This is a genomic window from Polaromonas glacialis, assembly GCF_000709345.1.
GTDB lineage: Bacteria > Pseudomonadota > Gammaproteobacteria > Burkholderiales > Burkholderiaceae_C > Polaromonas > Polaromonas glacialis.
In genome coordinates this window covers 582,242-600,295 of record NZ_KL448323.1, presented here as the reverse complement: position 1 = coordinate 600,295, position 18,054 = coordinate 582,242, and the positions used below count along the sequence as shown (strand labels likewise).

Genomic DNA, 18,054 nt, shown 5'->3' with positions numbered 1-18,054 from the left:
GCTCCTTTAATATCGACTGTGCTGTCCCAAGCCTGGGAGCAACCTGGATGCAACTGCTGCATCACGGTTCTTAATGTAGAAGCCGGGTGTCAACACCGGGCTGACTGGCAGATTACGAATACGTTATGTACGGTGGGAGCCCATTTTGAAGATTTTGGTGATTGAGGACGAGCCCAGGGCTGCAGAGTATTTGCGCCAGGGCCTGACGGAAAGTGGCTACGCCGTTGAGGTTTCCCACAACGGAACGGACGGCCTTCACGCGGCTGCCAATGGCGATCATGTGTTGGTGATTCTGGACATCATGCTGCCAGGCATTGACGGATTTGCCGTGCTGTCAGCGCTGCGAACCTCCAAGCAAATACCCGTTTTGATGCTCACCGCCCGCGGCAAGACCGACGACAAGGTGCGCGGCTTTGACTTGGGCGCTGATGATTACCTGGTCAAGCCCTTTCAGTTTCCTGAACTGTTGGCAAGGGTGCGCGCACTGCTCAAACGCGGCCAGCCAGTTACAAGTGATCCCGTTTTACGGGCAGCCGATCTTGAGATAGATCCAGTGCGTCACCGGGCAACCCGGGCAGGCCAGCGGATCGACCTTTCCGCCAAAGAGTTCGCCTTGCTGACCCTTCTGGCCCAGAAGTCGGGTGAGGTGCTTTCCAGGACACAGATTGCGTCGCTTGTATGGGACATCCATTTTGATTCGGACACCAATGTTGTCGAAGTGGCGATCAGACGGCTACGCGCCAAGATCGACGATCCTTTTGACGTAAAGCTGATTCACACGGTGCGCGGCGTAGGTTACGTTCTTGAACGCCGGAATCCGGTGTGACGCAACGCGCGCTACTCAGCTTCTGGTCCCGGAAGTCACTGGCGGCACGAATCGCGGCCACCAGCGCATTCTTCGGCCTCATCGTCACGGGCGGGGCCATTGTGGTCGGTTTTTATGCCCTGTCACAACAGCTCGATGCACGTGCAGCCGAAGAGCTCAAGGGAAAGCGCGACTTGCTGCTGCATATGTTGTCTGAAATGCCAACACCTGAAGCAATTGTTCAGAACCAGCACAGGTTTGGGGATCTGATGATTGGCCATGATGACCTGCATTTGGCCTTGACTGACCCAGCCAGTGGTCAATGGGTGGCGAGCTTTTCCGAAATCGCAAAGCAATCAGTGTCTGCGCTGGACGCCAGTGCGGTTATCAATGCGTCCATTGAAGTCTGGAGGATGCCCAACGGTGGCCAACTCAATGCCATTCGAGGCATCGGTCCGGTCGTCGATGGTAAAGCGGTGCGTTATTACCTGTCTTTGGACCGGCGCCATGACCGCAAGCTGCTGAGTGGCATTATCAGTACCACATTGGTCGCGTTGCCAATACTGTTGCTCATCGTGGCACTTGGCGCCTGGTTCATTGCGCGCACCAGTTTGGCTCCACTGCGACGATTCCATCGATTGGCCGCATCCATCGGAACTCAGTCCCTCAGCCGCAGGGTGTCTTCTTCGGGATTGCCAACGGAGCTCTATGAGCTTGCGGAGGAGTTCAATAGCATGCTGGAGCGCATTGATGACGGTTATAAAAGACTGCAGGAGTTTTCGGGTGAGCTCGCCCATGAAATGCGCACCCCCGTTGCAACGCTTTTGGGGAGAACGCAGGTTGCGCTTTGTCAAATTCGCACAGTTGCTGACCTGCGAGAGGTACTGGAAGGCAATGTCGAAGAACTCGAACGCCTGTCCCGCTTGATTTCCGACATGCTTTTCATCGCCAGCGCAGACCACAACGAGAATATTCTCAAATGTGAGCCGGTCGAACTGGCCCGAGAGGCCCAGCAGGTAGCGGAGTATTTATCGCTGATTGCGGAAGAGCGAGGATTGACGGTTGAAGTCACAGGCGCAGCGACTGTCTTGGGCGACCGCCTGTTGGTGCAGCGCGCAATTACAAATCTCGTGTCCAACGCGATTCGTCATGCGCAAGCCAATTCCAAAGTCGACTTGTTGATAACTGTTGAAAATGAGAGCACCACATTGGCTGTAGTCAATGAAGGGGATGGTATCGCCCCGGATCATTTGCAACACATTTTCGACCGCTTTTACCGGGTTGACTCTGCCCGAGCCCGTCTTGACGGTGGCGCAGGTCTTGGCCTGGCGATTGTGCGCTCCATCATGTCAGCGCATGGGGGACGGGTGAACGCGCAAAGTCTGATGAGCGGCAGAACAATTTTCACGCTGTCATTTCCAGCAAAAATTGTTTCTCCACTAAATCCATCGAGATCCGCTGCTGTTCCCTGCAAGGACGATTGACCGGAGGAAATATATCAAAATCGTAATGTTCCGGTCAGGCAGCTGTCTGACCCCTTACTCTACATTGCCATCAGTGATGCAAAGGTTGGCATCTCAGGCCTGGTCGATTTCCTTGGGCCTATTACAAAGCGCCAGGAAAGATTTTTATCATGTCTATTGTCAAAACCGTCGTTGGGTTTGGTCTCATTTTTTCGGGTCTGTCTGCATTTTCAGTCGATCAAGCGGGCATAGAAAAGTCTGTAGAACTTAAAGATGGTTCGACAGTGCACCTGTTCAAAGACGGCAAGATGGCAATGGAAAATAAATTCGGGCGCCCCTATCGTATGCAAGAAGGGGAGATGATGCAAACCAAGGATGGCAAATCAATCGCCATGAAAGGTGATGAGGTTGCCAGACTTTCCAATGCCATGCGGACACACTTGAGCCGCTAGAACTTAGTTCTCGTTGCACTTTCGCATAGGCTTTGTTGCAATAAATGTTGACCTTGCCCGTTTAGATCGAGTGAATTTGTTGCCTACTGGCCGGCAGGGTAAGCGCCTGCGCGTTGGGCAATGCTGCCGTTAACGGTTTTCTGCCTCGCAATATAAAATGAACTACTAAAAATCTCCTGTATCTGACCAACCCATGCGCCACCTGTTCCTCATCCTCATGATCGCCCTGCTGCCTTTGCGCGGCTGGGTCAGTGACGCGATGGCGACGGGAATGCTTGCGAGCCAGGTGCAGCAGCAACAACAAACCGCTACAAAAACAGAAGCAACTCACGGTCATGAAGCTGGGACGAAAGCTCATCAGGATACCGAAACAGTGGTGGCAGATGTGACCCCAACTGCAGCCGACTGCCCAGGCCATGCTTCTGGTGCAGAATCTCACGCCGCAGATGCCCACTGCGAATCCTGCAGCGTCTGTCAGGCCTGCCATACTGTCGCGTTGTCCCCAACGGGGACCGACGTGACTGCCGTTTTCAACTTGAGCATGCTGCCTTGGGCGGCAGTTGCGCAATTTTCCAGTGCCGAAACCGCACTCGGCGAAAAAACACCGATTTCCTGATCTTCAGGCCCGTATTGGGTCTGTACTTGCTGCCGGCACGCCCTTTTATGGCTTTTTCACATCCCATGTGACGACCGGACAACCGCGATTGCCCCCATCGCACCGCTTGTATTTCAGGAGATTTTTGTGAGCATTCACCTCGATTCAAACTTGACCGCTGCACTGGCTTTGCTGGTCGCGTCCCTGTGGGCCACCCAGGCCACTGCGCAAATTTCTGCAGTAGCCCCTGTAAAACCTGTCGCGCCGGCAGCTGTGGCCGACACTGCGCCGCCACCCTACCGCTCGGCGCTTGAGGACTATCAGCGCTATACCGAAGAAAAAACGGTCAACTGGAAAGAAGCCAACGACGCCACCGCGCGCATCGGTGGCTGGCGCGAGTACGCCAAAGAAGCCAGTCAAACGCAGGTTCCAGAAGGTGCCGCCAAGCTTGACTCCGGTGCAACACCGGCCAAACCGTGACAGGAACAACCATGAAAACAATATTTCGATTAACCGCCCTGGCTGCGGCCAGCCTGGTGCTGGCGGGCTGCGCTTCGGTCAACATGGACCAGGCCGTGCGGGACACCAACGACACCACGGGCACCTTCACCCAGGGCAAACTCGAGCTCAGTCGTACCGAGCAGCAAGCTCAGGCCCGAGCCAGGCTGAGCAGCGAGTTGCTGGCCAAACCCCTGGGCATGGATGACGCCGTGCAGTTGGCGCTGGCCAACAGCCCGGCGGTGCAAACCCTGCTGGCCCAAAGCTGGGCCGACATGGCCCAGGCGAACCAGACCGGCCGTATTGCCAACCCGGTCTTCACGTTCGAGCGAATCCGCTTTGCTGACGAACTGGAACTGGGCCGGCTGCTGTCGTTTGGCCTGCTGGACTTGCTGACCCTGCCACGGCGCATGGAGATTTCAAAAGGTCAGATGGCGCAAGCCAGGGTACAGCTCAGCGCCAATGTAGTGGAACAAGTTACCCAGGTACGCCAGACCTGGGTGCGCGCCGTCGCCGCGCAGCAGTCTTTGGCGTATGCAAACCAGGTCAACCGCAGCGCGCAGGCGAGCGCCGAACTGGCACGGCGCATGCAGCAGGTCGGCAATTTCACCAAGCTGCAGCGCGCGCGACAGCAAAGCTTTTATGCCGACAGCGCGGCTCAGCTGGCGTCCAGCCAGCATGCCAGCACTGCTGCCAGGGAAGAGCTGATACGGCAACTCGGTTTGACCGACGCACAAGCCGTACAACTCAAGCTGCCTGAGCGCCTGCCGGACTTGCCCAAAGAGCCGCGGCAGGTAGCCGTGGTGAATGCCACGGCGACCCAGCAGCGGCTGGATGTGCAGATGGCGCGCCAGCAGCTCGACAACGCAGGAAAATCGCAAGGCTTGAACCTGATCACCAGTCTGGTGGATGTGGAGCTTGGGGTGCGCCGCGACACCGTGTTCGACAACGCGGCAGGCACCAGCACACCGCGCAAAGGCTACGAACTGGGCATTCGTCTGCCTATCTTTGACTGGGGCACAGCGAAGCGAGATGCGATGAACGCGCAGTCGCTGGCGGCGGTCAACCGGTATGAAAGCGCGGTTCGCGGCGCGTCGTCGCAGCTGCGCGAAAGCTATTCGGCCTACCGCACCGCCTACGACGTGGCCCGGCATTACCGCGATGAAATTGTGCCGCTGCGCCGGACCATGGCCGATGAAAACATTCTGCGCTACAACGGCATGCTGATCGGGGTGTTCGAGTTGCTGGCCGACAACCGCGACCAGATCGCCAGCGTCACCGCCGCCCTCAACGCCTACCAGCAGTTCTGGCTAGCCGATGCCGCACTCGCCGCGTCCATGACTGGCAAGCCGACCGCATTGGCAATGGCCTCTCCGGCTGCCGGCGGTGGTGGCGAAGCGGCTGGCCACTGATGCTAATTGCGACCCGATTCACAAAAACACATTGAGCAAAAATCTTATGAAGAACAGAAGAAATTTTCTAACCGGCGCCGGCGCACTGACGACGGCGGTTGCAGCCGCTGCGGTCAGCAGAGTAGCCATGGCCGCCCTGCCTGAGCCCGTTTTTCAGACCAAACCCGACACCATGGCGCCGCTGATACCCAACACGGGCCGCCCCTACAACCCTGTGGTCACGCTCAACGGCTGGACGCTGCCCTGGCGCATGAACAACGGCGTGAAGGAATTTCACCTGGTGGCTGAACCCGTGGTGCGCGAGATGTCCCCCGGCTTCAAGGCGCACCTGTGGGGCTACAACGGCCAGTCGCCCGGCCCGACCATCGAAGTGGTCGAAGGCGACCGGGTGCGCATCTTCGTGACCAACAAGCTGCCCGAGCACACCAGCGTTCACTGGCACGGCCAGCGCCTGCCCAACGGCATGGATGGCGTCTCGGGCCTGACCCAGAAGGCCATTCCGGTTGGCAAGACCTTTGTCTACGAATTCGTGGCCAAGCGCCCCGGCACCTTCATGTACCACCCGCATGCCGATGAAATGACGCAGATGGCCATGGGCATGATGGGCTTCTGGATCACGCACCCCAAGACCCGGCATCCCTTGATCGACGAGGTAGATCGCGACTTCGTGTTCCTGCTCAATGCCTACGACATTGACCCGGGCGCCTACACGCCCAAGATCATGACCATGCTGGACTTCAACCTGTGGAGCTGGAACAGCCGGGTCTTTCCCGGCATCGACCCGCTGGTCGTGCGTAAAAACGACAAGGTGCGCATCCGTATCGGCAACCTGACCATGACCAACCACCCGATGCACCTGCACGGGCATGAATTCACGGTGACCGGCACCGATGGTGGCCCGACGCCCAAATCAAGCCGCTGGCCAGAAGTGACCGCCGATGTAGCCGTCGGCCAGATGCGGCAGATCGAGTTTCTCGCTAACGAGGAAGGCGACTGGGCATTTCACTGCCACAAGAGCCACCACACGATGAACGCCATGGGGCACGACGTGCCGACCCTGATTGGCGTGGACCACCGAAAAGTCGTCAAAGACATCACCAATGTCATTCCCGACTACATGGTGATGGGCGAGCGCGGCATGGCCGACATGGCCGAGATGGACATGCCCTTGCCGGACAACACCGAAAGGATGATGACCGGCGAGGGGCCGTTCGGCTCGGTCGAGATGGGCGGCATGTTCAGCATGGTCAAGGTGCGCAAAGACCAAAAGCCCGGCGATTACAAGGACCCGGGCTGGTACAAGCACCCGGCCGGTGAAGTGTCTTATGAATGGACTGGCGCTCTGCCCAATCCGGCACGCTTTGCAGCCGAGGGCGGCCAGTCCATGAAAGCGCAGAACATGCCGAAGAAAGAAGTCGAAGTTCAGGTCCGCAAGCCTGTCATGGGCGGCATGGGCGGCATGGGCGCCATGGGCACGATGAAGCATTGAGTCAGTTTTTAACCAACCACCCTTGAAAGGTATTTCATGAAATCACGCAACATCTTGATCGTAATTCCCGGCATTTTTCTGGCCATGACGGCCATGGCCGCAGGCAACCACGCCGGGGGCCATGGCGGCGTCGAGGAGATCGGAAAACCCGGCGTCGCCGCCAATGTGACGCGCACCGTCAACGTCAACATGACCGACGACATGCGCTTTCACACGTCAAAGATCGCTGTCAAGCAAGGCGAAACCGTCCGTTTTGTCGCCAAGAATTCCGGCCAGGTCAAGCATGAAATGGTGCTGGGAACCGCGAAGGAGCTCAAGGACCATTACGAGGTGATGAAGAAAAATCCCGAAATGGAGCATGCCGACGAAAACATGGTCACCGTCGCGCCAGGCAAAAGCGGTGAAATCATCTGGCATTTCACCAAGGCCGGCAAGGTGGACTTTGCCTGCCTGCAGCCTGGCCACTACGATGCCGGCATGAAGGGCATGGTCAATGTGGCGAGCAGCAAGGCGCAGTCGAAAGGAAATGCTCATGTCGACAACAAACATTGAGACTGCTTCCCGTCGCTTCGCATTGAAGATACCACTTGCGCTCATGAGCGCCGCCCTCTTGACGCAGCCCTTGCGTGCGCTGGCTGCCAGCAGCGCCAACCAGGTCTCCGTCTGGAAAACGCCAAGCTGCGGCTGCTGCCATGAATGGGTGGCGCATCTGCGCAAGAGCGGCTTTGAGGTGGTGACCCATGACGTCGAGGACACGGCACCCATTCGCCAGAAATTTGGCTTGAATGCCAAGTTTGGCTCCTGCCATACCGCCCGCCTGGGCAACTACGTGGTTGAGGGGCATGTTCCGGCGCAGGAGTTGCGCCGGTTGCTGCGTGAGCAACCCAAGGCACTCGGCCTGGCCGTACCCGGCATGCCGATGGGCTCTCCGGGCATGGAAATGGGCGACACCCGGGATGCCTACGACGTGCTGCTCGTTCTGGCCGATGGCAGCTCGCGCATTTATCAGTCCTACACCTCCAAAACTTCTGTCAAATCCTGAAAGAATCATCATGAAAAAATTCAATGCTTTGCTGCTTCTCACCGCCCTGCTGGCCGGTACTGTTTCGGCTCAAACGAACATGCCTTCGGGCGGTGGCGCTATGCCCATGGGCGATGTCATGAAACAAATGCCGATGGCGGCTTCAAGCGACATGGCAGAAGGCGAAATCCGAAAAGTCGACATGGATGCTAAAAAGATCACCATCAAGCACGGTGAGATCAAGAACCTGGACATGCCTGGCATGACCATGGTGTTCCAGGTCAAGGACCCTGCCCTGCTGGAAAAAGCAAAGGTCGGGGAAAAGGTCCGCTTCAAGGCAGAAAAAGCCGGTGGTGCCATGGTGGTGACGGACATTCAGCCGGCCAATTAATCAAGGGCAAGTCGGGGGAAAGGCTGATGCGCCCCGGGCCCTCCATATCCCGAATCAGGCTTTCATTTGAGCCCATCCTTGACGACGCAGGAAATTCCCGTGCAGCCTTTCGCATCGCAGGATGGGTGTGACCGCGATACTGCTCAGTCCGGGCGCCAGTGGCCTGGTGGTTCTGCTGATCATTGGCTATTTCCTTTGGCGTGACCGCGCAAAGCACAAGAAGACTGGCCGAATGCCAAACAGGGCACCACGGAAAAACGCAAGACGCATTCGCGGTGAACCCGTCCGGGGATGGCATCGCAGGATGCGCTTCTTCATGTGAACGTTGGCAGGCTCATCGCCTGGACTTGCCGTTTGACCTGGTGCGAAATGAACCGCCGATCAGTATTCGTCACGTCACAATCGCAATATTGTTGAAACACCGGGGCAATGGCTGTATGCCTGTCCCCCCTTAAATCTTCGGAACCTGGGTTTGTCCAGCCAGCAAATCAGCATTCCCCGAGATAACACGCGAGGCCCAAAAGCCACAAGAGCGCGGGCAGCAACAGCAGCCATCGGAAATCCGAGTTCAGAAGAAAGTTGGTTGCGCTCATCAGCCCGACGCTGGCCGCGCCGGCCACTGCCAAGGCGGCGAACGTGCCTCGCTCGCGCTTTGCAAGCCAACGACAGGCTGCAAGCATCGTCAGCGCGCCGGTGGCCACCATAAAGCCACCCATGACCTTGAACACGAGTCCAAGCCAACGTTCCAGTCCGGGCGCTGCGGCGCGAATCGCCTCAAGCGAGCTGCCGATGTAGCGCGGATCTTCGGGCAGCAAGGCCGGGCGCAGGAGCGCGAAGTACAGGCCCAGCGCAACAAGATAGAAACCGCAAACAAGGAACACCTTGGCGGACAGCGGCAAACGCTGGGAATCCGTCATTGCGTCATGGCGTCATGCTGATGCCGTTGGGACCCTTGCCGACAGGAACGGTCTTGGTGACCTTGCGGCCCTTCACGTCGAGCACGGAGACCGAGTTGGCGTAGGTGTTGGTCACGTAGGCGTACCGACCTTCGCGGTCGACGACCACGCCATGGGCACCGGCGCCGGTTACGACTGTCTTTGCGACCTTGAAACTCTCCAGGTCAATCATGCTGACGGTCCTGCCAGGCTTCTTGCGCGTACCCTGGTTGGCCACCAGCAGCGTGCGCGAGTCAGGCGTGGCGTACAGCTGGATCGGCACCGAACCGACCGCGACCTTGCGAATCACTTTGCGCGTGGCCGGGTCGATCACGGCGACAGCGTTTTCTTCCGACAGCGAGACAAAGGCAAGAAGGCCGTCCGGCGTGAAGCCGACCTGTGCCGGGCCCTTGCCTGCTGGCACCTGCCCGACCTCCTTCTGGCTGGCGGTATCGATGACCGACACCGTGCCGCCCTTGAGGTTGGCCACGTAGACCTGCTTGCCGTCCGGGCTGAACCGAAGTCCGTGGGGAAACTGGCCGACCGGAATCGTCGCCACGAGGCGCTGCGCCGAGGTGTCGATCACACTGACCGTGTTGTTGCCGCCGTTGGTGACGTAGGCGAAGCGGCCGTCGGGCGATACCACCACATGGGCCGGGTGCATGCCAACCGGCACCTTGGCGACGACTGCGTCGCTACGGGTATCGATGGCCCAGACGGCGCCGGGCTTTCCCATCGCGTCATGGTCGCCTTTGGCCATTCCCGTATGCGAAGACGTGTCGGCCGACTGGTCAGGCTCGCCGTTGTTGGTGACCCACACGAGCTTGCCGTCGGGCGATACCTGCACGTTGTGCGGCATCTTGCCGACCCGCACGTTTGCGAGCGCCTTGAACGAAGCGGCATCGAGCACGCTGACCGTGTCAGCGCCCTCATTGGCCACATACACCTTGTCAGCGGCCAAAGCGGTGCCGGACCAGGCCAGCAGGCCCAGCTGAATCGCTGTCAAAAGCCAGTTATTTTTTCTCGTCATCATGATCACTCTTTGTTGGAAAATAAAAACTTCTATCAGGGCTCAGCCTGCAATAGCGCGTTCCGGATGCCATTGCCGAACACGCCCTCTTTCTTGAGCCTTCACGTCTCTGACGATGGCAGTCGTTGCCGGCGATACGGCCAAAACAGCGGAGTCATACGTGTTTGTTTCGCAGACGCAAAGCGTTGCCAATCACCGATACCGAGCTCAAGCTCATGGCCAGCGCGGCAATCAAGGGCGACAGCAGCCAGCCGGTCAGCGGATACAGCACACCGGCGGCAATCGGGATACCCAACGCGTTGTACAAAAAGGCAAACATCAGGTTTTGCTTCATGTTGCCCACGGTGGCTTCCGACAGCGCGCGCGCAATCGCGATGCCGCGCAGATCGCCCTTGACCAGTGTGATCTGCGCACTATTCATCGCCACGTCGGTCCCGGTGCCCATTGCCACGCCGACATCGGCCTTGGCCAGCGCGGGTGCATCGTTGATGCCGTCTCCGGCCATCGCCACGACGCGGCCTTCCTTCTGCAAGCGCTCGACCAACAGCAGCTTGTCGGCCGGCTTGACCTCGCCGTGCACCTCGTCGATGCCCAGGCGGGCTGCGACAGCCTTAGCCGTGGTCAGGCCATCGCCGGTCGCCATCACGATGCGCAGCCCGGCCGCTTTCAGCGTCGCCAAGGCTTCCGGCGTGCTGGCCTTGACCGGATCGGACACGGCCAACAGGCCCATCAGCTGGCCATCGACTGCCAGGTGCATGACGCTGGCGCCTTCTGCGCGCAAGGCTTCGGCCTGCGGCACCAGGGGCGCGACCGAGACACCGATCTGTTCCATCAGCGTGGTGTTACCCAGCGCCAGTTGATGCCCGGCCACCTGCCCGCGCACGCCAATGCCCGAGCCGGATTCGAAGTTTTCGGCCTTTTCTAGCGCCATGCCGCGCTCGCGGGCGGCGCGCACGATGGTTTCGGCCAGCGGGTGTTCGCTGCCCTGGTCCAAGCTAGCAGCCAGGCGCAGCACCTCGTCGGCGTCAAAACCAGGCGCTGGCACGGCCCGGTCAAACGTCGGGCGGCCTTCGGTCAGGGTGCCGGTCTTGTCGATGATGAGGGTGTCGATCTTGCGCAGGTTCTCGATAGCCGCCGCATCGCGAAACAGCACGCCCTGCGTCGCGCCGCGTCCGGTGGCGACCATGATGGACATCGGCGTGGCCAGGCCCAGGGCGCACGGGCAGGCAATGATCAGCACCGACACCGCGTTGATCAAGCCAAAAACCCAACTGGGCTCAGGCCCGAAAAATCCCCAAACAAAAAAGGTCAGCAAGGCAATGCCCACCACCGTGACGACAAAGTAGCCCGCCACCACGTCAGCCATGCGCTGCATCGGCGCCCGGGAACGCTGGGCCTGGGCCACCATCTGCACGATCTGCGACAGCATGGTGGATGCGCCCACGCGCTCACTTCGCATCACCAGCGCGCCGCTGGTGTTGAGCGTGGCGCCAATCACCTTGTCGCCCACGCGCTTGCTGACCGGCATCGGCTCGCCCGTGAGCATGGACTCATCGACTGCGCTGCCGCCTTCCGTCACGACGCCATCGACCGGCACTTTCTCACCGGGACGCACGCGCAGCACATCGCCCACATGCACATGGGTCAGCGGCACGTCCTCTTCGGTGCCATCTTCCCGGATACGCCGGGCGGTTTTTGGCGCCAGGCCCAGCAGCGACTTGATCGCCGCCGAGGTCTGCGACCGGGCCTTGAGTTCGAGCACCTGGCCCAGCAGCGTGAGCGAGATGATGACAGCAGCCGCTTCAAAGTACACGGCCACGCGGCCCATGGAAATGAACGAATCGGGAAACACCTGCGGTGCGAGGGTCGCCACCACGCTGTAAACGAAAGCGGCGCCGGTGCCCAGGCCAATCAAGGTCCACATGTTGGGACTGCGGTTCACCACGGACTGCCAGCCGCGCGAGAAGAACGGCCAGCCGGCCCACAGGACGATGGGAATCGACAGCGCCAGTTCGACCCAGCTCTGCACGGTCATATCCATCCATTGGAAACGGTGGCCGAACATGGCGAGCACAAAGACCACGGCCGTCAACGGCAGGGTCCACCAGAAGCGGCGCTGAAAGTCGCGCAGTTCGGGGTTCTCATCGTCACCGAGTTCCGGCAACAAGGGCTCCAGCGTCATGCCGCACTTGGGACAGTTGCCCGGATGGTCCTGGCGAATCTCCGGATGCATCGGGCAGGTGTAGATCGTGCCGGCCGCCGCTGGAGTGGCCTCCACCGGTGGCGCGGGCGCGAGGTATTGCAGCGGATTCGCCGCGAACTTGCCTTGGCACTTGGCGCTGCAGAAATAGTAGGGCCGCCCCTCATGCGTCAGCGTGTGAGGCGACTGCTCGGTAACAAGCATGCCGCACACTGGATCCTTGAGATCGGTTGGCGCGGATGACCTGGCTGGCGGGGTGCCACTGTGGTGCTGATGTGTTTTCATGTCCATGGGGTTATTCCTTGTCGTTATTGGTGCGCTCAGGCGTCTGCGAGTGCCTGCCATGGTCCCCATGGCCGTGCCCATGCATCAGGTGCATCAGCGGGCAGGCCAGCAGCAAGTACGGCCAGTAGCCCAGGACATGCCCCCAGTGCTCGCGCAGCAGGTAAAAACCGGCGATCAAGGCGGCCGTTGCCAGCGCCATGCCGACCGGGCGTCGCCAGAACGATGGCGCATGGGAGTCGTTTTCAAGCTGATTCATGGCATCGCTCATTCAGAGTTGCCAGCGAAAGGTACGGGGCGCGGATTCGCCTGGCCGTTCGATCCGGAGTTCGATCGCGCCAGGCCGCGGCGCCGGCACCTCGAATGCCAGCACGCCTTCACGGTGATGGCCGCCCGGTGGCGCGCCGAGCCAGCCCGCAGGCTTGAACGTGCGCCCGTCGTCGGTCGTCAAGGTGGCGCTTTGGCTCAGGTCGTCGCTCAAGTCGGCACTGTGGGTATCCAGCACGACAGCGAACTCCCACTGGCTGCCCGGCAGTCCGATCGACTTCGCCGTCACCTTGACTGTCACGCCCTGCTCGCTTGACGACTGCGTGGCGGTGGCATCAAGGCTTGTTTGGGCCAACGCTACCAAAGGCGACGTCGCCAGCCCGAGGCCAGCGCAAGCCATCCAGCCCGCGAGCATCCATCGTTGTCCCATCATGTAGCCTCTTGTGTAAACCATGCCGATCTCCCTTGGAAAAATATTTTGCAGAAGATCAGCCCGCGGCCAGCGCAGTGCACACCCGTTGCAATCGTTCGCGGGCCTCCTGTGCGACCGTTGCCACTTCCGGGTTGTCAGTCACTTGAAGCATTGCTATGGGGTCAATAAGGCCGACCGTCACCTTGCCGTCGGCGTCCTGACGCACGACTACATTGCACGGCAGCAACAGGCCGATGTCAGGTTCAGCCATCAGCGCGCGGTGAGCCAAAGTGGGATTGCAGGCGCCGAGAATGCGATGCGCAGGAACATCGATGCACAATTTGTTTTTCATCGTTGCCTGCACGTCGATCTCGGTCAAGATGCCGAAACCCTCCTTCTTCAGTGCGTCGCTCACCTGTTCGACGGCGGCTGCAAAGTCGGTATTTCCGAGGTGGGCGTGAAACCCGTACGATGGGGATTCGGGCTTCTCATTGACCTTGGGCTGTAGGGGTCGGCCGTTAGAGGGCATGGTCATTTCTTTCAAGGAGTGTTAACTGTCCGGGCATCAGAGTCCACCGCAATCAGCAACAACTGCAACCGCCTGTGCCGCCGATGTGGCAGCCAGAGGCTTTGGAAGCAGCCTTGCCGCAGTGGGACAAAAAAGGTAGGCCACCAGTAGCTCTTACCGGCTTGCCTGCGAGACTTCCGTCAACTTGCCATTGGCAAGTTTGAAGTGAAACTTGGCGTTCACAGGTTTGGACCACAGGTCTTTGTCTTTCAGTTCGCGCTGGAACGTCGGGACATCGACCGTCACCGTGGCGGCGTATGTATCCATGGATTGCATATCGGTTTCTCCTTGAGTGAAGAGTCCGTGTTCAGGCGTTTGGTACAACGCCAAAGAGCAAGGGCGTGGTGGAGGTCATCCACGGGAGGCGCTCGAGATCAATAGAGTTGGTTGCTGGCATGGTTTATTCGGTGGGGAAAACAGGTTCAAGTTGAGGTGTCACTTTGATACGGTGTCTTGATCAAGCAATGCCTTGTGCTGCTCATACTCTTCGGGCTTGATCTCCCCATTGGCCAGACGGCGACGCAATACTTCATGCGGTGTCTCCCGCCCGCGGTCGTGGCGACGCTCCGACCTGCCCCGGCCACTGAACAGGATCGACACAATCAGGATGATCCAGAAAATCCACCAGAAGGCGTGCATGCCAACCATGTAGTAACCGTAGTCTTGAAACATTCTTATTCCTCCAGTTAATCAGGTTTCATCGCTGTCAGCGGCAACCGCAACCCCCCGTGCTGCCGCTGTGGCAGCCCGAGGCTTTCGACGGCGAGGCCGCAGAGGAAGTTGAAGCGTCTGTGGCCAGCTTCGCGGGGTAGCCCGCGCCCGTCAAAGCCGTCATGAGGGAATCGCCGCCTGGCGCCAGCTCACCGCTCACCCGGACACGGCCAGACGCAAGATCGACCTCCACACCGCCGACACCCGGCAGCGACTGCAACGCCTGCGTGACGTGCTTGACGCATGTGCCGCAGCTCATGCCCTCGACTTGCAGATCAATCGTGTTCATATATCAAACTCCTAAAAAATTAAATGAAAATTGCCGGAAAAACCCAGGTCATCTTTTGGACACCGAGTCAGCTGTCGACTCGGCCTTGCCCATGCGAGGGATAAACCGGGGCGTGCGCTGGGAGTAACGCTCGAACGCTTCGCCAAATTGCGCGCGCATCTCGGCCTCTTCTGTCAGCGCCAGGCGCCCATACATCACCAGCAGGACGGGGAACATGACCAGAGTCAGCAGCGTGGGCCACTGCAACAAGAAGCCCAGCAGGATCAGGACAAAACCCACGTACTGTGGATGGCGAATCACGGCATAAGGCCCGGTTGTCGCCAGCGCATGCTGACGCTGTGCGTGGTACAGCACATTCCAGGCGCTGGACAGCAGGATGAAGCCCCCGGCGAGAAATAAGTAGCTGGCAAGATGCAGGACACCAAAGTGCGGATCACCTTTCTCTCCCAGCAAGGTCGACCACAGGTGACCGTTATCGTGGGACAAGATGTCCAGTCCCGGATAACTGGTCTGCAGCCATCCTGAAAGCAGGTAGATGGTCAAAGGAAAGCCATACATCTCGACGAACAAGGCCACGATAAAAGCGGCAAAAGATCCAAAGGTCCGCCAGTCCCGCGCCGTTGCCGGCTTGAAAAAACTGTAGGCGAACATGATGAAAACGGCTGAGTTGATGACAACCAGCAGCCACAGCCCGTAGGCCGGTTGGTCGTGACTCATGAGGGGTCCCCCTGGTTCGGTTGGCCTGGCTTGGCCGGTCCGGCCACTTGTTCGCCGGGACTCGGGTGATGGCCATGACCACCGTGGCCGTGGTGCATGAACACATGCATCAGCGGGCAGGCCAGAAGCAGCAGATAGGGCAGCGCACCCAGAAAGTGGGCACGGTGTTCGCTCAGCAAAAAGTAGGCGGCGACGGCACCGAACACCACCAGACCCAGGCCGTACCGGGAGCGCCAAAATGGCGGCGCCTCTGATGACGCGCTGATCTGGCCTGGCGGTGCATCGTGGTCGTGGTTCATTTGAAATCTCCTGGACTGAACTTGCTTAAAGCCTGCGGGCAGCTTTTAGCCTTGCACGCGAAAGTTGATCATCATTCCGGCGTCCTCATGTTCGAGGTTGTGGCAATGGAGCAGATAGGTCTGATCGCCGGGAAAGTCATGGGTGAAGTCGATGGCAATGCGCACCGTTTCGCCCGGCCATACCAGCACGGTGTCCTTCCAGCCCAGGTCGCCCGCCGTGCGCCCCTTGTCAAAACGTGCCGAAGACGACACCTGGGCCGGGCTGTTGAGCCGCTCCAGCACCTGGAACGAAAAGCCGTGAATGTGCATCGGGTGAGGCATGCCTAGAGTCGGGTTGCTGATGCTCCAGACCTCCACCGCGCCACGCTTAGCATCAAACGCGATCTCGTCCATGACAAAAGTGCGCCCATTGATGAGAAAACGCATGTTTTCCAGCGAAAGTTCAATCTTGCGCTGCGTGGCGCCTTGAAGGCGAATGGCGCTGACCTTGGACAGCGTGGCTGGCAGCTTGGCAACGATGCGCTCGCCAGCCGTGACCGAGAGCTTGAGCACATTGAACTCGACACCCAGCGGCAGCCGTGACGAGGCCACGCCAGGCGCTGCATGCCCGGCGCCATGCTCCATTCCCGCCATTCCGGGCATGGCGGGTCCTTCGTTTTCCATGGGATCGAATGCCAGGCTTTTGAGAAAGATGTCGGTGCCTGGTTTGACTTGGCCGGCATCCAACAGGACATCGAGACGCTCCCCCGGTGCGAGAAAGGCTTCGGCCACCGTTTCCGGACGCTCGATCAGGCCGCCATCGGTGCCGATGACGGTGAACTTCAGCTGTTTTTTGCCGGTGACGAAGGCAAGCCGGTAGATGCGTGCGTTGGACCCATTGAGAAGACGCAGGCGGTAGGTGCGCGGGGTGACAGTCTGCACGGCATTGGGCGTCAGGTTGGCGAGCACCACGTCGCCCAGCCAGCCCATCATCGACTCCTGGGCGTTGGGCTGGTAGCGCAGCTTGCCTTGCGCGTCGAACTGTTTGTCCTGGATGACCAGGGGCAGATCAGTCACTCCCAGTCGCAGATCCAGTGCCTTGGCCAGGCGGCGCTGGTCGTCGTCGTCCACCAGGAAAAAGCTCGCCAGACCGTTATAAGCCTGCTTCGCGGTCAACCCGTGCGCATGCGTGTGATACCAGTAAGTGCCGCCGCGATTTCGCACCGTGAAGTCGTACTCGTAGCGGCCACCTGGAGCGATGGTATTGACCGGATGCCCGTCCATGGCGGCGGGCGTGTGCAGGCCGTGCCAGTGGATGATGGTCGGCTCCGGCAGCGCGTTGTCCAGGCTGGCCGTAAAGCGCGACCCGCTCTCGATGCGCAGGATGGGATTCTGGTAGGCCTTGCCCGCGTGTTCGGTCTGGTACAGCAAAAACGGCGAAGGGATTGGCGTTTTGGGGCCGGGCAGGATGGGAAAACTCGCTGCGGTGACGCGGATTTTCAAAGGCCCAACGACATCGAGCACGCCGAACGGACCGTTGTTACTGGGCACGAAAAGCTTTTGCCGGAAGTTGGCAGCGTCGACGGGATCAAGGGGGTAGTGACGAAATGGCACTGCGGCCACTTCCTGGCTGTGACCCGCGCCGGAATACATCCAGGCTGCCACGCCGGCGAGCTGAAACAATTGTCTTCTCTTTGTGACTGTTCAGCCCTCCTGAATTGCAGCCCAAGGGGTTTATGTCAAACTTGAAGCCGTGCAAGAACCAGACGCTACTGCCGACCTGACGCTCCAGGCCATGAACGAGAAAGCCCAAGCGCTGCAAGGGCAAGTGCAGGCGCTCACGAGCGAAGTCGAAAGACTGCGTTTGCGCATCAAGGAGCTCGAAGGCCAGGCATCGAAGAACAGCAAGAACTCGAGCAAGCCGCCATCTTCGGACGGCTTGAAAAAGACGACCTCGCTGCGCGTGGCCTCGGGCAGGAAGCCGGGCGGTCAGGCCGGGCACGCGGGCAAGACGTTGGAGCAAACAGACAGGCCAGACATCGTCATCCGGCATGCGCTGCCCGAGCGCTGCGATGCCTGCCAGGCGACGCTGTCCAATAGTGATGCGCAAGTTCACCGGCGCGGCCAGGTGTTTGACATCCCGGCCGTGCGTTTTGAGGTGGTGGAGTTCCAGACGCTGCAACTGCGCTGCCCGTGCGGCAAGCTCCACGAGAACGAGTTTGCGCCCGAAGGCCATGCG

At 59.7% G+C, this 18,054-nt stretch carries 23 protein-coding genes; 11 read left to right on the top strand and 12 right to left on the bottom strand.

What is annotated here, in order from left to right:
- Window positions 1-145: 145 nt before the first annotated feature.
- The 10 genes from EC86_RS0103190 to EC86_RS0103150 all read left to right on the top strand — a co-directional run bounded on the left by EC86_RS0103190 (window position 146) and on the right by EC86_RS0103150 (window position 8,126).
- Window positions 146-826 carry a heavy metal response regulator transcription factor gene (locus EC86_RS0103190; RefSeq protein WP_029524252.1) on the top strand — a complete coding sequence of 227 codons (681 nt, stop codon included), beginning with the start codon at window positions 146-148 and terminating at the stop codon, window positions 824-826.
- Window positions 823-2,289: a heavy metal sensor histidine kinase gene (locus EC86_RS0103185; RefSeq protein WP_051675703.1), complete on the top strand. Its 1,467-nt coding sequence runs from the start codon at window positions 823-825 to the stop codon at window positions 2,287-2,289. Before EC86_RS0103190 ends, EC86_RS0103185 begins: the two co-directional genes overlap by 4 nt.
- Window positions 2,290-2,438: 149 nt before the next feature.
- Window positions 2,439-2,720: a CopK family periplasmic copper-binding protein gene (locus EC86_RS0103180; protein WP_029524250.1), complete on the top strand. Its 282-nt coding sequence runs from the start codon at window positions 2,439-2,441 to the stop codon at window positions 2,718-2,720.
- Window positions 2,721-2,913: 193 nt separating this feature from the next.
- A complete protein-coding gene (locus EC86_RS27495; RefSeq protein ID WP_084181130.1) occupies window positions 2,914-3,336 on the top strand; it encodes a hypothetical protein in 423 nt (140 codons plus the stop codon).
- Between the two features lie 126 nt (window positions 3,337-3,462).
- Complete coding sequence (locus EC86_RS26885; RefSeq protein ID WP_051675702.1) at window positions 3,463-3,795, top strand: hypothetical protein; 333 nt, start codon at window positions 3,463-3,465, stop codon at window positions 3,793-3,795.
- Window positions 3,796-3,806: 11 nt separating this feature from the next.
- On the top strand, window positions 3,807-5,225 hold the full coding sequence (locus tag EC86_RS0103170; protein ID WP_029524248.1) for a TolC family protein: 1,419 nt from the start codon (window positions 3,807-3,809) through the stop codon (window positions 5,223-5,225).
- A 127-nt stretch (window positions 5,226-5,352) separates the two neighbouring features.
- Window positions 5,353-6,714, top strand: a complete 1,362-nt coding sequence (locus EC86_RS0103165) for a multicopper oxidase family protein (RefSeq protein ID WP_232229778.1) — start codon at window positions 5,353-5,355, stop codon at window positions 6,712-6,714.
- A 36-nt stretch (window positions 6,715-6,750) separates the two neighbouring features.
- Window positions 6,751-7,266 (top strand): cupredoxin domain-containing protein, encoded by a 516-nt coding sequence (locus EC86_RS0103160; RefSeq protein WP_029524246.1) that lies wholly within the window; start codon window positions 6,751-6,753, stop codon window positions 7,264-7,266.
- Between the two features lie 43 nt (window positions 7,267-7,309).
- The gene (locus EC86_RS0103155; protein WP_029524245.1) at window positions 7,310-7,756 is read left to right on the top strand and encodes a DUF411 domain-containing protein; all 447 of its coding nucleotides are present in this window, start codon (window positions 7,310-7,312) and stop codon (window positions 7,754-7,756) included.
- Window positions 7,757-7,766: 10 nt separating this feature from the next.
- Window positions 7,767-8,126: a copper-binding protein gene (locus tag EC86_RS0103150; RefSeq protein ID WP_029524244.1), complete on the top strand. Its 360-nt coding sequence runs from the start codon at window positions 7,767-7,769 to the stop codon at window positions 8,124-8,126.
- A 488-nt stretch (window positions 8,127-8,614) separates the two neighbouring features.
- Here the strand turns inward: EC86_RS0103150 and EC86_RS0103145 are convergent, their stop codons facing one another.
- The 12 genes from EC86_RS0103145 to EC86_RS0103090 all read right to left on the bottom strand — a co-directional run bounded on the left by EC86_RS0103145 (window position 8,615) and on the right by EC86_RS0103090 (window position 17,498).
- Window positions 8,615-9,043 carry a hypothetical protein gene (locus EC86_RS0103145; protein WP_029524243.1) on the bottom strand — a complete coding sequence of 143 codons (429 nt, stop codon included), beginning with the start codon at window positions 9,041-9,043 and terminating at the stop codon, window positions 8,615-8,617.
- A gap of 4 nt (window positions 9,044-9,047) precedes the next feature.
- Window positions 9,048-10,094, bottom strand: a complete 1,047-nt coding sequence (locus EC86_RS0103140) for a YVTN family beta-propeller repeat protein (RefSeq protein ID WP_029524242.1) — start codon at window positions 10,092-10,094, stop codon at window positions 9,048-9,050.
- A gap of 151 nt (window positions 10,095-10,245) precedes the next feature.
- Complete coding sequence (locus tag EC86_RS0103135; RefSeq protein WP_036771767.1) at window positions 10,246-12,582, bottom strand: heavy metal translocating P-type ATPase; 2,337 nt, start codon at window positions 12,580-12,582, stop codon at window positions 10,246-10,248.
- A gap of 4 nt (window positions 12,583-12,586) precedes the next feature.
- Window positions 12,587-12,832, bottom strand: a complete 246-nt coding sequence (locus tag EC86_RS25860; RefSeq protein ID WP_036772638.1) for a DUF2933 domain-containing protein — start codon at window positions 12,830-12,832, stop codon at window positions 12,587-12,589.
- A 12-nt stretch (window positions 12,833-12,844) separates the two neighbouring features.
- On the bottom strand, window positions 12,845-13,294 hold the full coding sequence (locus tag EC86_RS0103125; protein WP_232229777.1) for a hypothetical protein: 450 nt from the start codon (window positions 13,292-13,294) through the stop codon (window positions 12,845-12,847).
- A 34-nt stretch (window positions 13,295-13,328) separates the two neighbouring features.
- Window positions 13,329-13,787, bottom strand: a complete 459-nt coding sequence (locus EC86_RS0103120) for a DUF302 domain-containing protein (RefSeq protein WP_269635731.1) — start codon at window positions 13,785-13,787, stop codon at window positions 13,329-13,331.
- 147 nt (window positions 13,788-13,934) lie between these two features.
- Complete coding sequence (locus tag EC86_RS28500; protein ID WP_156955204.1) at window positions 13,935-14,096, bottom strand: hypothetical protein; 162 nt, start codon at window positions 14,094-14,096, stop codon at window positions 13,935-13,937.
- 159 nt (window positions 14,097-14,255) lie between these two features.
- A complete protein-coding gene (locus tag EC86_RS0103110) occupies window positions 14,256-14,492 on the bottom strand; it encodes an SHOCT domain-containing protein (protein ID WP_232229774.1) in 237 nt (78 codons plus the stop codon).
- 34 nt (window positions 14,493-14,526) lie between these two features.
- Window positions 14,527-14,820, bottom strand: a complete 294-nt coding sequence (locus tag EC86_RS0103105) for a heavy-metal-associated domain-containing protein (RefSeq protein ID WP_029524237.1) — start codon at window positions 14,818-14,820, stop codon at window positions 14,527-14,529.
- Between the two features lie 48 nt (window positions 14,821-14,868).
- Window positions 14,869-15,537: a methyltransferase family protein gene (locus tag EC86_RS0103100; RefSeq protein ID WP_029524236.1), complete on the bottom strand. Its 669-nt coding sequence runs from the start codon at window positions 15,535-15,537 to the stop codon at window positions 14,869-14,871.
- Window positions 15,534-15,836, bottom strand: coding sequence for a DUF2933 domain-containing protein (locus tag EC86_RS0103095; RefSeq protein ID WP_029524235.1), 303 nt, complete (start codon window positions 15,834-15,836; stop codon window positions 15,534-15,536). The genes EC86_RS0103100 and EC86_RS0103095 overlap by 4 nt, the downstream gene beginning before the upstream one ends.
- A gap of 45 nt (window positions 15,837-15,881) precedes the next feature.
- Entirely contained in the window at window positions 15,882-17,498 is a 1,617-nt protein-coding gene (locus tag EC86_RS0103090) for a multicopper oxidase family protein (RefSeq protein ID WP_051675699.1), read from the bottom strand.
- A gap of 70 nt (window positions 17,499-17,568) precedes the next feature.
- Here EC86_RS0103090 and EC86_RS29815 point away from each other — a divergent pair.
- The coding region (locus EC86_RS29815) for a DUF6444 domain-containing protein (RefSeq protein ID WP_232229772.1) at window positions 17,569-18,054 on the top strand (486 nt) is incomplete at its 3' end.

Excerpts from the sequence above, each read along its gene's own strand:
- EC86_RS0103180 (WP_029524250.1), top strand. The coding sequence starts at position 2,439 with ATGTCTATTGTCAAAACCGTCGTTGGGTTTGGTCTCATTTTTTCGGGT.
- EC86_RS27495 (WP_084181130.1), top strand. The coding sequence starts at position 2,914 with ATGCGCCACCTGTTCCTCATCCTCATGATCGCCCTGCTGCCTTTGCGC.
- EC86_RS0103170 (WP_029524248.1), top strand. The coding sequence starts at position 3,807 with ATGAAAACAATATTTCGATTAACCGCCCTGGCTGCGGCCAGCCTGGTG.
- EC86_RS0103165 (WP_232229778.1), top strand. The coding sequence starts at position 5,353 with ATGGCCGCCCTGCCTGAGCCCGTTTTTCAGACCAAACCCGACACCATG.
- EC86_RS0103160 (WP_029524246.1), top strand. The coding sequence starts at position 6,751 with ATGAAATCACGCAACATCTTGATCGTAATTCCCGGCATTTTTCTGGCC.
- EC86_RS0103155 (WP_029524245.1), top strand. The coding sequence starts at position 7,310 with ATGAGCGCCGCCCTCTTGACGCAGCCCTTGCGTGCGCTGGCTGCCAGC.
- EC86_RS0103150 (WP_029524244.1), top strand. The coding sequence starts at position 7,767 with ATGAAAAAATTCAATGCTTTGCTGCTTCTCACCGCCCTGCTGGCCGGT.
- EC86_RS0103145 (WP_029524243.1), bottom strand. The coding sequence starts at position 9,043 with ATGACGGATTCCCAGCGTTTGCCGCTGTCCGCCAAGGTGTTCCTTGTT.
- EC86_RS0103140 (WP_029524242.1), bottom strand. The coding sequence starts at position 10,094 with ATGATGACGAGAAAAAATAACTGGCTTTTGACAGCGATTCAGCTGGGC.
- EC86_RS0103135 (WP_036771767.1), bottom strand. The coding sequence starts at position 12,582 with ATGGACATGAAAACACATCAGCACCACAGTGGCACCCCGCCAGCCAGG.
- EC86_RS25860 (WP_036772638.1), bottom strand. The coding sequence starts at position 12,832 with ATGAATCAGCTTGAAAACGACTCCCATGCGCCATCGTTCTGGCGACGC.
- EC86_RS0103125 (WP_232229777.1), bottom strand. The coding sequence starts at position 13,294 with ATGGTTTACACAAGAGGCTACATGATGGGACAACGATGGATGCTCGCG.
- EC86_RS0103120 (WP_269635731.1), bottom strand. The coding sequence starts at position 13,787 with ATGACCATGCCCTCTAACGGCCGACCCCTACAGCCCAAGGTCAATGAG.
- EC86_RS28500 (WP_156955204.1), bottom strand. The coding sequence starts at position 14,096 with ATGCAATCCATGGATACATACGCCGCCACGGTGACGGTCGATGTCCCG.
- EC86_RS0103110 (WP_232229774.1), bottom strand. The coding sequence starts at position 14,492 with ATGTTTCAAGACTACGGTTACTACATGGTTGGCATGCACGCCTTCTGG.
- EC86_RS0103105 (WP_029524237.1), bottom strand. The coding sequence starts at position 14,820 with ATGAACACGATTGATCTGCAAGTCGAGGGCATGAGCTGCGGCACATGC.
- EC86_RS0103100 (WP_029524236.1), bottom strand. The coding sequence starts at position 15,537 with ATGAGTCACGACCAACCGGCCTACGGGCTGTGGCTGCTGGTTGTCATC.
- EC86_RS0103095 (WP_029524235.1), bottom strand. The coding sequence starts at position 15,836 with ATGAACCACGACCACGATGCACCGCCAGGCCAGATCAGCGCGTCATCA.